Annotated in this window: 12 protein-coding genes and 1 pseudogene; 9 read left to right on the top strand and 4 right to left on the bottom strand. The window is 62.2% G+C overall.

Going from position 1 to position 15067, the window contains the following annotated elements; all coding sequences use genetic code 11:
- Position 1 precedes the first annotated feature (1 nt).
- The 7 genes from AC1RT4_RS27620 to tauD all read left to right on the top strand — a co-directional run bounded on the left by AC1RT4_RS27620 (position 2) and on the right by tauD (position 8285).
- Positions 2–2326 (top strand): Tex family protein, encoded by a 2325-nt coding sequence (locus AC1RT4_RS27620; protein WP_493089256.1) that lies wholly within the window; start codon positions 2–4, stop codon positions 2324–2326.
- A complete protein-coding gene (locus tag AC1RT4_RS27615; RefSeq protein ID WP_064382742.1) occupies positions 2326–2709 on the top strand; it encodes a PaaI family thioesterase in 384 nt (127 codons plus the stop codon). Before AC1RT4_RS27620 ends, AC1RT4_RS27615 begins: the two co-directional genes overlap by 1 nt.
- Before the next feature lie 214 nt (positions 2710–2923).
- A complete protein-coding gene (gene gshA, locus AC1RT4_RS27610) occupies positions 2924–4507 on the top strand; it encodes a glutamate--cysteine ligase (protein WP_115076177.1) in 1584 nt (527 codons plus the stop codon).
- A 253-nt stretch (positions 4508–4760) separates the two neighbouring features.
- The gene (tauA, locus tag AC1RT4_RS27605; RefSeq protein ID WP_493089253.1) at positions 4761–5738 is read left to right on the top strand and encodes a taurine ABC transporter substrate-binding protein; all 978 of its coding nucleotides are present in this window, start codon (positions 4761–4763) and stop codon (positions 5736–5738) included.
- Between the two features lie 16 nt (positions 5739–5754).
- Positions 5755–6549, top strand: coding sequence for a taurine ABC transporter ATP-binding subunit (tauB, locus tag AC1RT4_RS27600; RefSeq protein ID WP_007952704.1), 795 nt, complete (start codon positions 5755–5757; stop codon positions 6547–6549).
- Complete coding sequence (gene tauC / locus AC1RT4_RS27595; RefSeq protein ID WP_493089251.1) at positions 6546–7385, top strand: taurine ABC transporter permease TauC; 840 nt, start codon at positions 6546–6548, stop codon at positions 7383–7385. Before tauB ends, tauC begins: the two co-directional genes overlap by 4 nt.
- A 57-nt stretch (positions 7386–7442) precedes the next feature.
- Positions 7443–8285: a taurine dioxygenase gene (tauD, locus tag AC1RT4_RS27590; protein WP_221533602.1), complete on the top strand. Its 843-nt coding sequence runs from the start codon at positions 7443–7445 to the stop codon at positions 8283–8285.
- Positions 8286–8370: 85 nt separating this feature from the next.
- On the opposite strand, the gene mgrA is transcribed toward tauD, so the two are convergent.
- Genes mgrA through AC1RT4_RS27575 form a run of 3 tightly spaced genes read right to left on the bottom strand, consistent with a single transcriptional unit; the run spans position 8371 to position 12994 of the window.
- The gene (gene mgrA / locus AC1RT4_RS27585) at positions 8371–9408 is read right to left on the bottom strand and encodes an L-glyceraldehyde 3-phosphate reductase (RefSeq protein ID WP_262194843.1); all 1038 of its coding nucleotides are present in this window, start codon (positions 9406–9408) and stop codon (positions 8371–8373) included.
- A 39-nt stretch (positions 9409–9447) separates the two neighbouring features.
- A complete protein-coding gene (locus tag AC1RT4_RS27580) occupies positions 9448–10767 on the bottom strand; it encodes an LLM class flavin-dependent oxidoreductase (protein WP_493089249.1) in 1320 nt (439 codons plus the stop codon).
- A gap of 1 nt (position 10768) precedes the next feature.
- Positions 10769–12994, bottom strand: a complete 2226-nt coding sequence (locus AC1RT4_RS27575) for a TonB-dependent receptor (RefSeq protein WP_493089247.1) — start codon at positions 12992–12994, stop codon at positions 10769–10771.
- A gap of 206 nt (positions 12995–13200) precedes the next feature.
- On the opposite strand from AC1RT4_RS27575, the gene AC1RT4_RS27570 reads away from it, so the two are divergent.
- The gene (locus AC1RT4_RS27570; protein WP_493089245.1) at positions 13201–14238 is read left to right on the top strand and encodes a LacI family DNA-binding transcriptional regulator; all 1038 of its coding nucleotides are present in this window, start codon (positions 13201–13203) and stop codon (positions 14236–14238) included.
- 38 nt (positions 14239–14276) lie between these two features.
- On the opposite strand, the pseudogene AC1RT4_RS27565 reads toward AC1RT4_RS27570, so the two are convergent.
- Positions 14277–14540, bottom strand: a pseudogene (locus AC1RT4_RS27565) (type II toxin-antitoxin system HicB family antitoxin); the annotation flags it as partial.
- A 252-nt stretch (positions 14541–14792) separates the two neighbouring features.
- Between AC1RT4_RS27565 and AC1RT4_RS27560 the strand changes: the two are divergent.
- A complete protein-coding gene (locus AC1RT4_RS27560; RefSeq protein ID WP_493089243.1) occupies positions 14793–15053 on the top strand; it encodes a hypothetical protein in 261 nt (86 codons plus the stop codon).
- Positions 15054–15067: the final 14 nt, after the last annotated feature.

Here is a 15067-nt window from a genome sequence, read left to right as displayed (position 1 = left end):
TATGGACAGCATCAACAGCCGCATCGCCGAGGAACTCGGCGTACGCCCACAACAGGTCGAAGCGGCCGTCGCGCTACTCGATGAAGGCTCTACCGTTCCCTTCATCGCCCGTTACCGGAAAGAAGTGACCGGCAGCCTCGATGACACCCAACTGCGTCATCTGGAAGAGCGTCTGCGCTACCTGCGAGAACTCGACGAACGGCGCATCAGCATTCTTTCCAGCATTCAGGAGCAGGGCAAACTCACCCCTGAGCTGGAACGCGAAATCAAACTCGCCGACACCAAGACCCGCCTCGAAGACTTGTACCTGCCGTACAAGCAGAAGCGCCGCACCAAGGGCCAGATCGCCCTGGAAGCCGGCCTCGGCGAACTGGCCGACGGCCTGTTCAACGACCCGTCACTGACCCCGGAAGCCGAAGCCGCGCGCTTCATCGACGCCGAAAAAGGTGTGGCCGACGTCAAGGCAGCGCTGGAAGGCGCCAAGTACATCCTCATGGAGCGCTTCGCCGAAGACGCCAACCTGCTGGAAAAACTGCGCACCTACCTGAAGCAGGAAGCCACCCTCAGTGCCCGCGTGATCGCCGGCAAGGAAGAGGAAGGCGCGAAATTCCGCGATTACTTCGAACACGACGAACCGCTGAAAAGCATGCCGTCGCACCGCGCGCTGGCGATTTTCCGTGGCCGCAACGAAGGCATTCTCAGCTCCGCGCTGAAAGTCGGCGAAGAGCTGCCGGGCACCCTGCACCCGTGCGAAGGCATGATCGGTCAGCACGTCGGCATTCAGAACCAGAACCGTCCGGCCGACAAATGGCTGGGTGAAGTGGTGCGCTGGACCTGGAAGGTCAAGCTCTACACCCACCTGGAAACCGACCTGCTCGGCGAGCTGCGCGACGGCGCCGAAACCGAAGCGATCAACGTGTTCGCCCACAACCTGCACGACCTGCTGCTGGCCGCCCCGGCCGGCCCGCGCGCCACTCTGGGCCTCGACCCGGGCCTGCGTACCGGCTGCAAGGTCGCGGTGGTCGACTCCACCGGCAAACTGCTGGATCACGCCACGGTTTACCCCCACGTGCCGCACAACAAATGGGATCAGACCATCGCCATCCTGGCCGCCCTGTGCGCCAAGCACTCGGTCGACCTGATCGCCATCGGCAACGGTACTGCCAGCCGTGAAACCGACAAGCTGGCGATCGAACTGATCAAAAAATACCCAACGATGAAAATGACCAAGGTCATGGTCTCCGAAGCCGGCGCATCGGTGTATTCGGCATCGGAACTGGCAGCCAAGGAATTCCCGGATCTGGACGTTTCGATCCGTGGCGCCGTGTCCATCGCCCGACGCCTGCAGGATCCGCTGGCCGAGCTGGTGAAAATCGATCCGAAATCCATCGGTGTCGGCCAGTACCAGCACGACGTGTCGCAGCTGAAACTGGCGCGCGGCCTGGACGCCGTGGTCGAGGACTGCGTGAACGCCGTGGGTGTGGACGTGAACACTGCGTCCGTGGCGCTACTGGCGCGGATCTCCGGCCTCAACGCGACGCTGGCGCAGAACATCGTGACTCACCGTGACGAACACGGGGCGTTCAAGACCCGCGCCGCACTGAAGAAAGTCGCGCGTCTGGGCGAGAAAACCTTCGAACAGGCCGCCGGCTTCCTGCGTGTGATGAACGGCGACAACCCGCTGGATTCCTCGGCCGTTCACCCGGAAGCCTATCCGCTGGTGCAACGCATCGCCGCTGAAACCGACCGCGACATTCGCTCGCTGATCGGCGACGCCTCGTTCCTCAAGCGCCTGGATCCGAAGAAGTTCACCGACGAGACTTTCGGTCTGCCAACCGTCACCGACATCCTGCAGGAACTGGAAAAACCGGGCCGCGACCCACGTCCGGAGTTCAAGACCGCCGAGTTCCAGGAAGGCGTCGAGGACCTGAAGGACCTGCAACTGGGGATGATCCTCGAAGGCGTGGTAACCAACGTGACTGCGTTCGGCGCGTTCGTCGACATCGGCGTGCATCAGGACGGTCTGGTGCACATTTCGGCGCTGTCGGAGAAATTCATCAAGGATCCGCGCGAAGCGGTGAAGGCCGGTGACGTGGTGAAAGTGAAGGTCATGGAAGTCGACATCCCGCGCAAACGCGTCGGCCTGTCGATGCGCATGAGCGACACCCCGGGCGAGAAGATCGACGGTGCCCGTGGCTCGCGTCCGGGCTCGGCGCCACGCCAGTCGCAGGGTTCGGCTCCGCGCAAGGAAAGCACCCCGGCGGCTCCAGCCAATAACGCCATGGCGTCGCTGTTTGCCAACGCCAAGCAGTTGAAGAAACGCTGATGGAAATGCCGGCCGGGCTCGTCGAGAGCGCGTTTTTCAAGCTGTTGGGCTGCCGCCTGCACAGTCTGGAAACCGGGGTGGCGCAAGTCGCCCTGGCGCTGGAACCCGAACTGCGCAACCGCGGCGGCAAGCTGCACGGCGGCGCGCTGTTCAGTCTGGTGGATATCGCCATGGGGCTGGCCTGTTCCAGCACCCACGGCTTCGACCAGCAGAGCGCGACCATCGAGTGCAAGATCAACTACATCCGCGCCGTCTCCGAAGGCGAGGTGATGTGCACGGCGCGGGTGATCCACCCGGGCCGGCGCACGCTGGTGGTCGAAGCCGACGTGATGCAGGGCGACAAACTGGTCGCAAAAGCGCAAGGCACGTTCGCTGTCCTGTAGATGTTGTTCATCATTTTGAGTTAATTTCGGCGCTGTGATCGCAGCGTCGGAGTTTTCCTCGCCCGCGTCTGCCAGATTCAGGGACTGAAGTTGGCGTTTCCAATGGGGCTTTCATGGCCCGAAAACCAGGCGAAAACGCCAGTTTCAACTTCACCCTTGTAGACCGTCCTGCCCACCCCCATATTGGGGCGACTGACGCGTGAAGGAATCCAAATTGAGCGAACTTCTCAACCGCCGCCTGGCTCTGCTCGGCGAGCGCGCTAACCTCTCTCTGCTTGAGCAGTGCCTTCACGGTATCGAACGTGAATGCCTGCGTGTGACCGGCGAAGGCCGCCTGGCCCAAACGCCGCACCCTGAAGCCCTGGGTTCCGCGCTGACCAACGAACAGATCACGACCGACTATTCCGAGTCGCTGCTGGAGTTCATCACGCCCGCCCTGCCAGACCCTGCCGATACCCTGGCCAGCCTGGACAAGATTCATCGCTTTGCCTACAGCAAACTCGGCAACGAGTACCTGTGGAGTCCATCGATGCCGTGCCCGTTGCCGGCCGAGGAAGACATCCCGATCGCCTATTACGGCACCTCCAACATCGGTCAGCTCAAGTACGTCTACCGCAAGGGCCTGGCCCTGCGTTACGGCAAGACCATGCAGTGCATCGCCGGGATTCACTACAACTTTTCCCTGCCGGAAAAGCTCTGGCCGTTGCTGAAAGAAGCCGAAGGCTTCGTTGGCACCGACCGGGATTTCCAGTCGTCGTCCTATATCGCGCTGATCCGTAACTTCCGCCGCTACAGCTGGCTGCTGATGTACCTGTTCGGTGCTTCGCCGGCGCTGGACGCGGGTTTCCTGCGCGGTCGTGCGCACCAGTTGGAACAGCTGGATCCGGACACCCTGTACCTGCCCTACGCCACCAGCCTGCGCATGAGCGACCTCGGTTACCAGAGCAACGCCCAGGCCGGCCTGACCCCTTGCTACAACGACCTGGCGAGCTACACCGACAGCCTGCGCAAAGCGGTGGCCACACCGTACGCGCCGTACGTTGAAGTCGGCACGCACCAGGATGGCGAGTGGGTGCAACTGAACACCAACATCCTGCAGATCGAAAACGAGTACTACTCCAACATCCGCCCGAAACGCGTGACCTACACCGGCGAGAGGCCGATCCAGGCCTTGATGGCCCGTGGCATTCAGTACGTCGAAGTGCGCTGCCTGGACATCAACCCGTTCCTGCCGATGGGTATCGACCTCACCGAGTCGCGCTTCCTCGACGCATTCCTGCTGTACTGCGCGCTGAACGAAAGCCCGCTGCTGACCAACAACTCCTGCGGCAACGCCACCTCCAACTTTCTCAGCGTGGTCAAGGAAGGTCGCCGTCCGGGTCTGCAATTGCAGCGCGACGGCCAACCGGTCGAGCTGAAGGAATGGGCCGCCGAACTGCTGGAAAAAATCGCTCCGCTGGCGGCGCTGCTGGATCAAAGCCACGGCGGCGATGCCCACAGCAAGGCGCTCGATGCGCAACTGGCCAAGGTCAAGGATTCGTCCCTGACGCCTTCGGCCCAGGTGCTGGCAGCGATGGCCACACACAAGGAAAGCTTCGCGCAATTCTCCCTGCGCCAGAGCCAGGCCCACGCCGAGTTCTTCCGCAGCGAGCCGTTGGCGGCTGAGGAACAAGCGAAGTTCGAGGAACTGGCGCGGTCTTCGCTGGCGCAACAGGCTGAGCTGGAGCAGAACGAAGTCGGCGATTTCGACGTGTTTGTCGGGTCGTATCAGGCGAGTATTCTGGCGATCAGTAACTGATCGTTTGTCTTTGGATTGATCGTCTGATCGTTCCCACGCTCTGCGTGGGAATGCCTCAAGGGACGCTCTGCGTCCCAGTGACGCGGAGCGTCACAAGCTGAATTCCCACGCAGAGCGTGGGAACTATGAAAAGCCCCCCGGCTTAGATTTTTCCGCTCATAAGCTCATTCTAAAAAGTTATTTATTTTTAGATTCTTAGATCATTTAGTCTCCTTTCACGCCGACGCTCGGTCGCCTGATATGGAGCTCTTCAATGAAACTGAATTTCCCGCTTCGCCTGCTGGCCGTGGCCTCTCTGGCTGCCGCGAGTTTCCTGGCTCAGGCCGCCGACCTCACCGTCGCCTACCAGACCACCGTTGACCCGGCGAAAGTTGCCCAGGCCGACGGCGCCTACGAAAAAGCCACCAAGGCCGACATCAACTGGCGCAAATTCGATAACGGTGCCGACATTATTGCCGCCATCGCCTCCGGCGATGTGCAAATCGGTTACCTCGGTTCCAGCCCGCTGACCGCCGCGATCACCCGCAAAGTCCCAGTTGAAACCTTCCTCATCGCCACCCAGATCGGTGCCGCCGAAGCGCTGGTCGCCCGCGACGGTTCCGGTATCAAAACCCCGCAGGATCTGGTCGGCAAGAAAATCGCCGTGCCGTTCGTGTCCACCGGTCACTACAGCCTGTTGGCCGCGCTGAAACACTGGAACATCGACCCGTCGAAAGTCACCGTCCTCAACCTCGCCCCCCCAGCGATCATTGCCGCGTGGAAACGCGGTGACATCGACGCCACTTACGTTTGGGATCCGGCGCTGGGTGTGGCCAAGGAAAACGGCAAAGTGCTGATCACTTCCGGTGAGCTGGCCAAGTTCGGCGCGCCGACCTTCGACGCCTGGATCGTGCGCAAGGACTTCGCCGAGAAGCACCCGGAAATCGTCACCGCGTTCGCCAAGGTCACCCTCGACGCCTACGCCGACTACCGCAAGGATCCGAAAGCCTGGCTCGCCAATCAGAGCAACGTCGACAAGCTGGTGAAACTCTCCGGCGCCAAGGCCAGCGACATCCCATTGCTGCTGCAGGGCAACGCCTACCCGCTGGCGGCGGATCAGGTCAGTGACCTCGGCGCGCCGACCACCAAAGCCATCACCGACACCGCTGCGTTCCTCAAAGAGCAAGGCAAGGTCGAAGCGGTACTGCCGGACTACGCGCCGTACGTCAGCGCCAAGTACATCACCAACTGATCGGGAGTTAATTGCGATGGCCTTGCTACAGCTGGAGCGCATCAGCGCACAGTACCCCGGCAGCCCGGAACCGGTACTGTCCGACATTTCCCTGACCCTCGGCCCTCAGCAATTGCTGGTGGCCCTCGGCCCGTCCGGCAGTGGCAAGACTTCGCTGTTGAACCTGATTGCCGGCTTCGTCGAACCGAGCGCCGGCCGCATCACCCTCGACAACGTGCCGGTCAAAGGCCCGAGCGCCGAACGCGGCGTGGTGTTCCAGGACGACGCCCTGCTGCCCTGGCAGGACGTGCTGGCCAACGTCGCTTTCGGTCTGGAACTGGCCGGTGTGGCCAAGGACAAACGCGAACAGCGCGCGCGGGAAATGCTCGCGCTGGTCGATCTTTCCGGTTTTGAACATCGTCGGATCTGGCAGCTCTCCGGCGGCCAGAAGCAACGTGTTGGCCTGGCCCGCGCCCTCGCGGCCGACCCGCGTGTGTTGCTGATGGACGAGCCCTTCGGCGCCCTCGATGCCTTCACCCGCGAACAGATGCAGGAGCTGTTGCTGCAAGTCTGGCAACGCACCGCCAAACCGGTATTCCTGATTACCCACGACATTGAAGAAGCGGTGTTCCTCGCCACTGACCTGATTCTGCTGGCGCCGAATCCGGGGCAGATTGTCGAGCGTCTGCACCTCGACTTCGGCCAGCGCTATGCCGCCGGCGAATCGGCGCGGTCGATCAAGTCCGATCCGCGCTTCATCGAAACCCGCGAACACGTGCTGGCCAAAGTGTTCTCGCAACGCAGCGCCGTTCAGCGGCAGGAGCGCGCATGAGCAGTTACGACGTTTCCGCCACCGCAGTGAAACCCGCCACCACGTCGGTGGTGATTCCCGTGCGCCGCAGCCTCAGCACCCGCTGGATCAGCCTGCTGACCCTGTTCGCGTTGCTGGTGATCTGGTGGGCCGTGACCGCCACCGGCCTGATCGAACCGTTGTTCCTGCCGCCACCGTCCGCCGTGCTGCAAAAAGGCTGGTTGCTGGCGACCACGGGCTACATGGATTCGACGTTGTGGCAGCACCTGGGCGCGAGCCTCAGCCGCATCGGCCTGGGCCTCGGTTTTGCGATTCTGACCGCGGTGCCGGTGGGCATTGCCATCGGCGCCAACCGCATCGCCCGTGGCGTGCTGGATCCGCTGATCGAGTTCTACCGGCCGATTCCGCCACTCGCCTATCTGCCGCTGATCGTGATCTGGTGCGGCATCGGCGAGTTGTCGAAAGTGCTGCTGATCTATCTGGCGATTTTCGCTCCGATCGCGATTGCCACCGCCACCGGTGTGCGCACTGTCGACCCGGCCAAATTGCGTGCCGCACAGTCGCTGGGCGCGACTCGCGCGCAACTGATCCGCCATGTGATTTTGCCAAGCGCCCTGCCGGACATTCTGACCGGTGTGCGCATTGGTCTGGGTGTTGGCTGGTCGACTCTGGTCGCCGCCGAACTGATTGCGGCCACCAGCGGCTTGGGCTTCATGGTGCAGTCGGCCGCGCAGTTCCTGGTCACCGATGTGGTGGTGCTGGGGATTCTGGTCATCGCCCTGATCGCCTTCGCGATGGAGATGGGCCTGCGCGCCCTGCAACGCAAACTGGTGCCGTGGCACGGCCAGGCCCACTGATTTTTCAGCACTGACTACCCCGACAGTTTCGGGGCCCCGGAATTGAAGAGAACCACCATGAGCAGCCTGAACATCACCCCTTTAAGCTCGGCCCTCGGCGCACAGATCAGCGGCGTCGACGTCAGCCAGCCGCTGAACCTGGAACAGCGCGACGCCATCGAGCAGGCACTGCTCAAATATCAGGTGCTGTTCTTCCGCAATCAGCCGATCGAGCCGTCGCAGCAGGCGCGTTTCGCCGCCTACTTCGGGGACCTGCACATTCATCCGATCTACCCGAACGTGCCGGAACAGCCGGAAGTGCTGATCCTCGACACCGCCGTTACCGACGTGCGCGACAACGCGATCTGGCACACCGACGTGACCTTCCTGCCGACCCCGGCCATGGGCGCGGTGCTCAGCGCCAAGCTGCTGCCGGAGTTCGGTGGCGACACATTGTGGGCCAGCGGGATTGCTGCGTATGAAGCGCTGTCGGCGCCGATGAAAGCAATGCTTGAAGGGCTGACCGCGACTCACGATTTCACCCGCTCGTTTCCGCTGGAGCGCTACGGCAACACGCCGGAAGCACTGGCGCAGTGGGAAGCGGCACGGCGCAAGAATCCACCGCTGTCGCACCCGGTGATCCGCACGCATCCGGTGAGCGGGCGGCGCTCGCTGTTCGTCAGCGAAGGGTTCACGTCGAAGATCAATGAGCTGTCGGAGACCGAGAGCGAAGCGGTGTTGAAGTTTCTGTTCGCCCACGCGACGCGGCCGGAATTCACCATTCGCTGGCGCTGGCAGAAGGATGACATTGCGTTCTGGGACAACCGCGTGACCCAGCATTACGCGGTGGATGACTACCGGCCGGCGCGGCGGGTGATGCAGCGGGCTACGGTGTTGGGGGATGTGCCGTTTTTTCGCTGAACAACTGATCGTTCCCACGCACTGCTGACGCGGAGCGTCCCGGGCTGCATTCCCACGCAGAGCGTGGGAACGATCAGTGTGTCGTTTATTCCGCCGTAGAAGGCTTCTCCCAAAGATTAATCCCGCCCTCCTGAGCAAACCGGTCAATCTCCGCCAGCTCTTCCGCACTGAAGCTCAAATTCTTCAAAGCCCCAACGTTCTCAATAATCTGCTCCGGCCGGCTCGCACCGATCAGCGCCGAAGTCACTCGCGGATCCCGCAGCGTCCATGCCAATGCCAGTTGCGCCAGGCTCTGCCCGCGACGTTTGGCGATTTCATTCAACGCCCGCACATGAGCAATGTTCGCCTCGGACAAGTGCGAAGACAGCAACGAACCACCGCCCGGACGATTGACCCGCGCATCCGCCGGCACGCCGTTGAGGTATTTGTCGGTCAGCAGACCTTGTGCCAGCGGGGTGAACGCAATCACGCCGGTGCCGAGTTCGTCGGTAGTGTCGAGCAGGTCCTTTTCCACCCAGCGGTTGAGCAGGTTGTACGCTGGTTGGTGAATCAGCAGCGGCACTTTCCACTCTTTGAGCAACGCAGCGATTTCGCGGGTTTTCACGCCGGAGTACGACGAGATACCGATGTACAACGCCTTGCCCTGCTGCACCGCCGTGGCGAGGGCGCTGGCGGTTTCTTCCAGCGGGGTGTCCGGGTCGAAGCGGTGCGAATAGAAGATATCCACATAGTCCAGGCCCAGGCGTTGCAGGCTCTGGTCGAGGCTGGCCAGCACGTATTTGCGCGAGCCGCCGCCCTGGCCGTAAGGGCCGGGCCACATGTCCCAGCCGGCCTTGCTGGAGATGATCAGTTCGTCGCGATACTGCTTGAAGTCTTCGCGCAGCAGACGGCCGAAATTGGTCTCGGCGCTGCCGTAGGGAGGGCCGTAGTTGTTGGCCAGGTCGAAGTGGTTGATCCCCAGATCGAACGCCGTGCGCAGCAACGAGCGCTGGGTGTCGATCGGCGTGCTGTCGCCGAAGTTGTGCCACAGGCCCAGGGACAGCGCCGGCAGCACCAGACCGCTGCGTCCGACGCGGCGGTAAGGGATGGAGTTGTAGCGATTCTTGGCAGCGGTGTAAGTCATCGAATCCTCTCTTGTCGGTCTTGAATCGGGTGTCGATTGCTACGCAAATCTGTTGCCGGGCCGGGCGAGGCCAAGGTTCTGGCGCAAGGTCCGGCCCTCGTATTCCGTTCTGAACAGCCCACGCCGTTGCAGTTCCGGGACCACGCCATTGGCGAAGTCTTCGAGCCCGCCGGGCAGGTGCGGCACCAGCACGTTGAAGCCGTCCGCCGCGCCCTGCTCGAACCATTCCTGCAAACGGTCGGCAATCTGCGACGGTGTGCCGACGACGCTGTAATGCCCGCGACCGCCGGCGATTCTGCGGCCCAGTTCGGCCAGGGTCAGATGCTCCCGGCCGGCCAGTTCGGTCAGCAGTTTCTGTCGGCTCTGCTGGCCGCTGTCAGTCAGCGGCAACTCCGGCAGCGGCCCGTCCAGCGGGTACTTCGACAGATCGAAGTTGCCCAGCATACGCCCAAGAAGGGCGACGCCAACCTCGGGTTCGACCAATTGCTGAAACGTTTCACATTTTTCCTGCGCTTCGGCTTCCGTCTGCCCGACCACGACAAACACGCCGGGCATGATTTTCAGCGAATCAGCACTGCGTCCGAACTTCGGCAAGCGCCCCTTGAGGTCGGTGTAAAACGCCTGGGCGCTGGCTAGCGAGGTCTGCGCGGTGAACACCATTTCGGCCGTCTGCGCCGCCAGTTCACGTCCGGTTTCCGACGAGCCGGCCTGCACGATCACCGGCTGACCCTGTGGCGAACGCGCGACATTCAGCGGGCCTTTGACCTTGAAGTGCTCGCCGACGTGATTCAGCACGTGCAGTTTTTCCGGGTCGTAATAGGCGCCGCTGGCCTTGTCGCGAATGAAGGCATCGTCCTGCCAACTGTCCCAGAGCCCGGTGACCACCTGATGAAATTCCCGGGCGCGGCTGTAGCGTTCGGCATGGCCGATGTGTTCGTCGCGGCCGAAATTCTGCGCTTCGGCGGCGTTGTCCGAGGTCACCAGATTCCACCCCGCTCGCCCGCCCGACAGGTGATCGAGCGAAGCGAATTTACGCGCCACGTGGTACGGCTCGTTGTAGCTGGTGGTGGCGGTAGCGATCAGGCCGATGTGCTCGGTCACTGCGCTCAGGGCCGAGAGCAAGGTCAGCGGTTCGAAGTGATCCGAACGAGCCATGCGGCTGGCAATGTCCTGGGTTGGCGCGGCGACGCTGTCGGCGATGAACAAGGTGTCGAATTTCGCCGCCTCGGCAATCTGCGCCAGGCGTTTGTAATGGGCGAAATCCAGCCCGGCGTTGGCCGGCACTTCCGGGTGACGCCACGCGGCGACGTGGTGCCCGGTGGCCATGAGGAACGCGCCGAGTTTCAGCTGTCTGCTCATCTCAGAAGTCCTTGCGCAGTTGCACGCCGAAGTAGCGCTCGTCGTCGCGAGGCACGGCGCGGTAGATGTAGTTGCCACCGCTGGCGAGCAATGGTGAATACGACTTGTCGGTGAGATTCTTGCCGAGCAACGCCACGCGCCAGCCGTTGGTGTAATCGGCCAGGGCCACGCTGGCGTTCCAGAGGCCGTAGGCGCCCTGTTTGGTATCGGCGTTCTGGCTGATGTCGTACTGCACTTCGCTCTGCCAGCTGTAGTCGGTGCCGAGTTCGATATCCAGGCCGTTATCCAGCGGGATGGTGTAGTCGGCCCGCACGTAGCTTTTCCAGTCCGGGCTGAACGGCAGCGGTTTGCCGTTGACGTTGCACGACGCCGCAGCGCCCGCCGGGCAGGCGAACTCGTCGATGCGGGCGCGGGTGTAAGCCAGCGCGCCGGAGAACTTCAGTTGCTGGGTCGCCTGCAGGGCGAAATCAAGTTCCACACCCTCGGTGCTGACGCTGCCGGCGTTGATCAGGCGCGTTACGACTTGCCCGGCGACGGTGTCGAAAAAGTTCGCCTGGTAGTTGTCGTAGTCGCTGTGAAAAACCGCGAGGTTGGTGGTCAGGCGATTGTTCCAGCTTGAGGCTTTGATCCCCGCCTCCCAGGTGTTGGAGGTTTCCGGTTTCAGCGCTTCGGTATCGCGCGGCTGCATGTTGAAGAACACGTTGTAGGCAGGGCCTTTGTAGCCACGCGAGTAGGTCAGATAGGTGGTGACGGTGTCGCTCAGGTCGTACTGCAAACCGAGACGGCCGGACCAGCCGTCCTCGTCCACCGAACCGGAACTGCGGGTGGCCGGTTGAATGCCGCTGACGGTGGTGGCGGAAGTGGAGACGCGACGGTGATCGTATTCGAGATCGTCGTGGGTATAGCGCAGGCCGGCGATGCCACGGAAGTCCGAGGTGAAGTTCAGCGTGCTCTCGCCGAACACTGCGTAGCTGTCGCTGGTGGTGCTGTAATCGGCAACGCCGCGATCAGTCCGCGTCGTGGTGGTCAGGGTGCGCTGATAGGTTTCCTCGTCCTTGCCGTGCATGTAGAACAGGCCACCGACGTATTCGAGGAATTCGCCTTTCGGCGACGCGAGGCGCAGCTCCTGCGAGTACTGGTCGAACGCCAGATCGCCTTTGTCCGCCGTGCCGGGGAACGCCGCCGTCACCGTGCCGAGGCGGTCGCCGTCCTGATACTGGGTGTTGTCCCAGCCGCGCCACGCGGTGATCGACGTCAGGGTGTAATCGCCCAGTTGCCAGTCGAGCTGGCCGGACAGGCCCTTGTTGGTGTCCTCGACGTGGGTGCGGGTGTCGGTGTTGATGTCGCGGTTGTGGCTGGTGGCGCCGACCGGGCTCAGCGCATTGGCGAAGGCCGGGGTCAGAGCCTTGGTCACGACGCCGTTCGGGCCGTCATCGTGGGACTGCATGTAGTCGGCGATCAGGGTGAAGGTGACGTCGTCGTTCGGGGTGAATTCCAGTTTGCCGCGCACGCCGCGATGGTTGTAACCGTTAACCTCCTGACCGTTGTGCTTGTTGTCGACGTTGCCGTCGTAAGTGCCGAACAATGTGCTGATCGAGCCCTTGAGCGTGTCCGGAATCAGGCTGCCGCCGATGCCGAAACGGGTGCGGCTTTCGTTGCCGCTGTAGTACGACTGATCGATGTAGCCGTGGGTCTCGGCGGTCGGCGCCTTGCTGGTGATGTTCAGCACGCCGGCCGAGGCGTTCTTGCCGAACAGCGTGCCTTGCGGGCCGCGCAGGACTTCGACGCGTTCCAGGTCCAGCAGATCCAGAGTGGATTGGCCGGGACGGGCGTAGACCACGCCATCAATCACCGTGGCCACGGTCGGCTCGACCCCCGGCGAGGTGGAAATCGTCCCCACGCCACGCACGAACAACGAAGTGTCCTTGTTCGATGCGCCGGTGCGGAAATTCAGCGACGGCACTTGCTGGACGATGCTCCCCACGCTGTTGCGGTTGTCGCGCTCCAGTTGCTCGCCGTCGATCACCGACACCGCCACCGGCACCTTTTGCAGCGACTCTTCGCGGCGGGTGGCGGTGACCGTGACGGACTTGAGTGTCGGCTCCTGATCGGTGCTGTCGGCGGCGAACGCGGCGGGCAGCGGCAGCGCGGCCAGCCCGGTGAGTAGCCAGCCCGCAGTGCGGATCGATTGCGCCAGTTTGTGTGTCGCCCCAGGAATGTTGTGCATGTTTGCCCGCTCGAAAAGTTGCCCTGAACCGCTGCCGTTCTGCGACGACAGCGCCTGTCTCGGTGTCTTGGGCATTCGCTCGAGCGAGTAGCAGACAACGCGCTTTGTTAGCGCTAACATCGCCAGTATTGGCAAGCCGGACATAGACCGTCCAATACTGAAAAATTACTTTTATATGCGTTTTGGTTTTTAAGAAGGATCGAGCCTTGAGCGAAGAAAAACCCCGCAAACGCCGTGGCGCCGGTCGCGTGACCCTCAACGCGGTGGCGCGCCAGGCCGGTGTTTCGGCGATCACCGTGTCGCGCTACTTCAACCAGCCGGAACAGGTCTCGCCCGAACGTCGCGAACGGATCGCGGCCGTGGTCGCCGAACTGGGTTACGTGCCGAATCTGGTGGCCGGCGGGCTAGCCTCGGCGCGGGGGAAAATCGTCGGCATGGTTATTCCGAACATCTCCGGGCCGATCTTCGCCAACACCATTCAGGGCTTCAGCGACACCCTCAGCCGTCACGGTTATCAGCTTCTTCTGGCATCGAGTTACTTCAGCACCGAGCAGGAAGAAAACGCCGTGCGGGCATTCCTCGGCTGGTCGCCTGCAGCGCTGGTGGTCACCAGTCACTTCCACAGCGCGGGCACGGAAAAGATGCTCGCCGAAGCGGATATCCCGGTGATCGAAACCTGGGATTACCAACCGGAGCGTGAGCCGATGCAGATCGGTTTTTCGCACTTTGAAGTGGGTGTCAGCGCCGCCCGTTATCTGCACGACAAAGGCTATCGGCGAATCGCCTTCGTGCAGAACAGCGCACCCGGCGACTTCAGCGCACTGGAACGCCGCGACGGTTACGCCGCGACCGTGCGTGAACTCGATCTGGAGCCCTGGGTATTCGCACCCGACGCCAATCGCGCCCCGTTCGAGGCCGGCAAGCAAGCGATGGAATCGCTGATGAACGCCTCACCCCGCCCGGACGCCATCATCTTCGCCAACGACAACCTCGCCGCCGGCGGCCTGCTCGCCGGGCAACGCGCCGGCCTCAAGATCCCCGAAGACTGCGCCGTCCTCGGCTTCGGCGACTACCCGTTCGCCGAGATGCTGCTGCCGAGCCTGAGCACGATCAAACCGCCGGCGCTGGAGATTGGCGTGCTGGCGGCGACGCGGGTGCTGGAAAGCCTTGGCGTGTTGCCGAGCGATGAGGTGCAGCGACTTAATTTGCTGCAATGCCAAGTCATCGAGCGGGAAAGCACCTGACCCAAAGACTCGCTCTCAAAATATGCGAGTCAGATCGAAAAATATGGGGTGATATCAAACTCGACTACATCCCAAACGCCTCCGGCGTATTCCGGGTTGTCGAGATGAGCACCAATGTCCCGCACCCGCGGCAACGACTCGCGATCCGCGACCAGTCCCGCAAAGTGCAATGCCAATGCTTCTTGAATGTTGCTGACAGCTTCAGCGGCTGTACCGCCTGACGAGTAACAACCCGGAATGTCGGGGACGATCACTCCGTAGTCTGAGTCGAAATCCTTATGCAGAACGACCGGAAATTTCATTAGTGCCCTTCCTGTACACCCGTAGATGCAGCGCACTATAGGTAGAACCTGCAATCAGAAAGTTAAATTACACATCTTGAAATCGATAGTGACGTGAAGATCTGATGCAGCTCGCAGTCTGGATGGCATAGACAGAACGTCATGGTCAGCCAGCGGAGAGACACGAAAAGAATGGGCCGGTTTGGCTATGCTCTTAAAGGACACCGAGCTGGACGAATCGCAGGTAAACGAATCCACCAGGCGAAACCCACCATGCACACCGCAATCATCATCTTCTTCGGCCTGATCCTGCTGGCGCTGATGTTCTACATCGGCGAGCGCATCGGCTTCAGTCGGCAGACGCTGGCCTATGGTTTCGCGGCGTTGTGGCTGGCGTTGACGGTGATCAATGGTGCGGTCGGCGTGGTGCATGCCGGGCAGCCGCTGGGGTCGGAGATTGCGATCGGCAGCGCCGTGTATGGCGTGCCGCTGGCGGCGATGGTGTTGTTCATGGCGCTGAGCGCCGAGACCTGAAAGCGTCCCGGCGC

It is taken from the genome of Pseudomonas sp. GW821-FHT11D10 (assembly GCF_058808435.1).
This window is presented reverse-complemented; position numbering and strand designations above follow the sequence as displayed.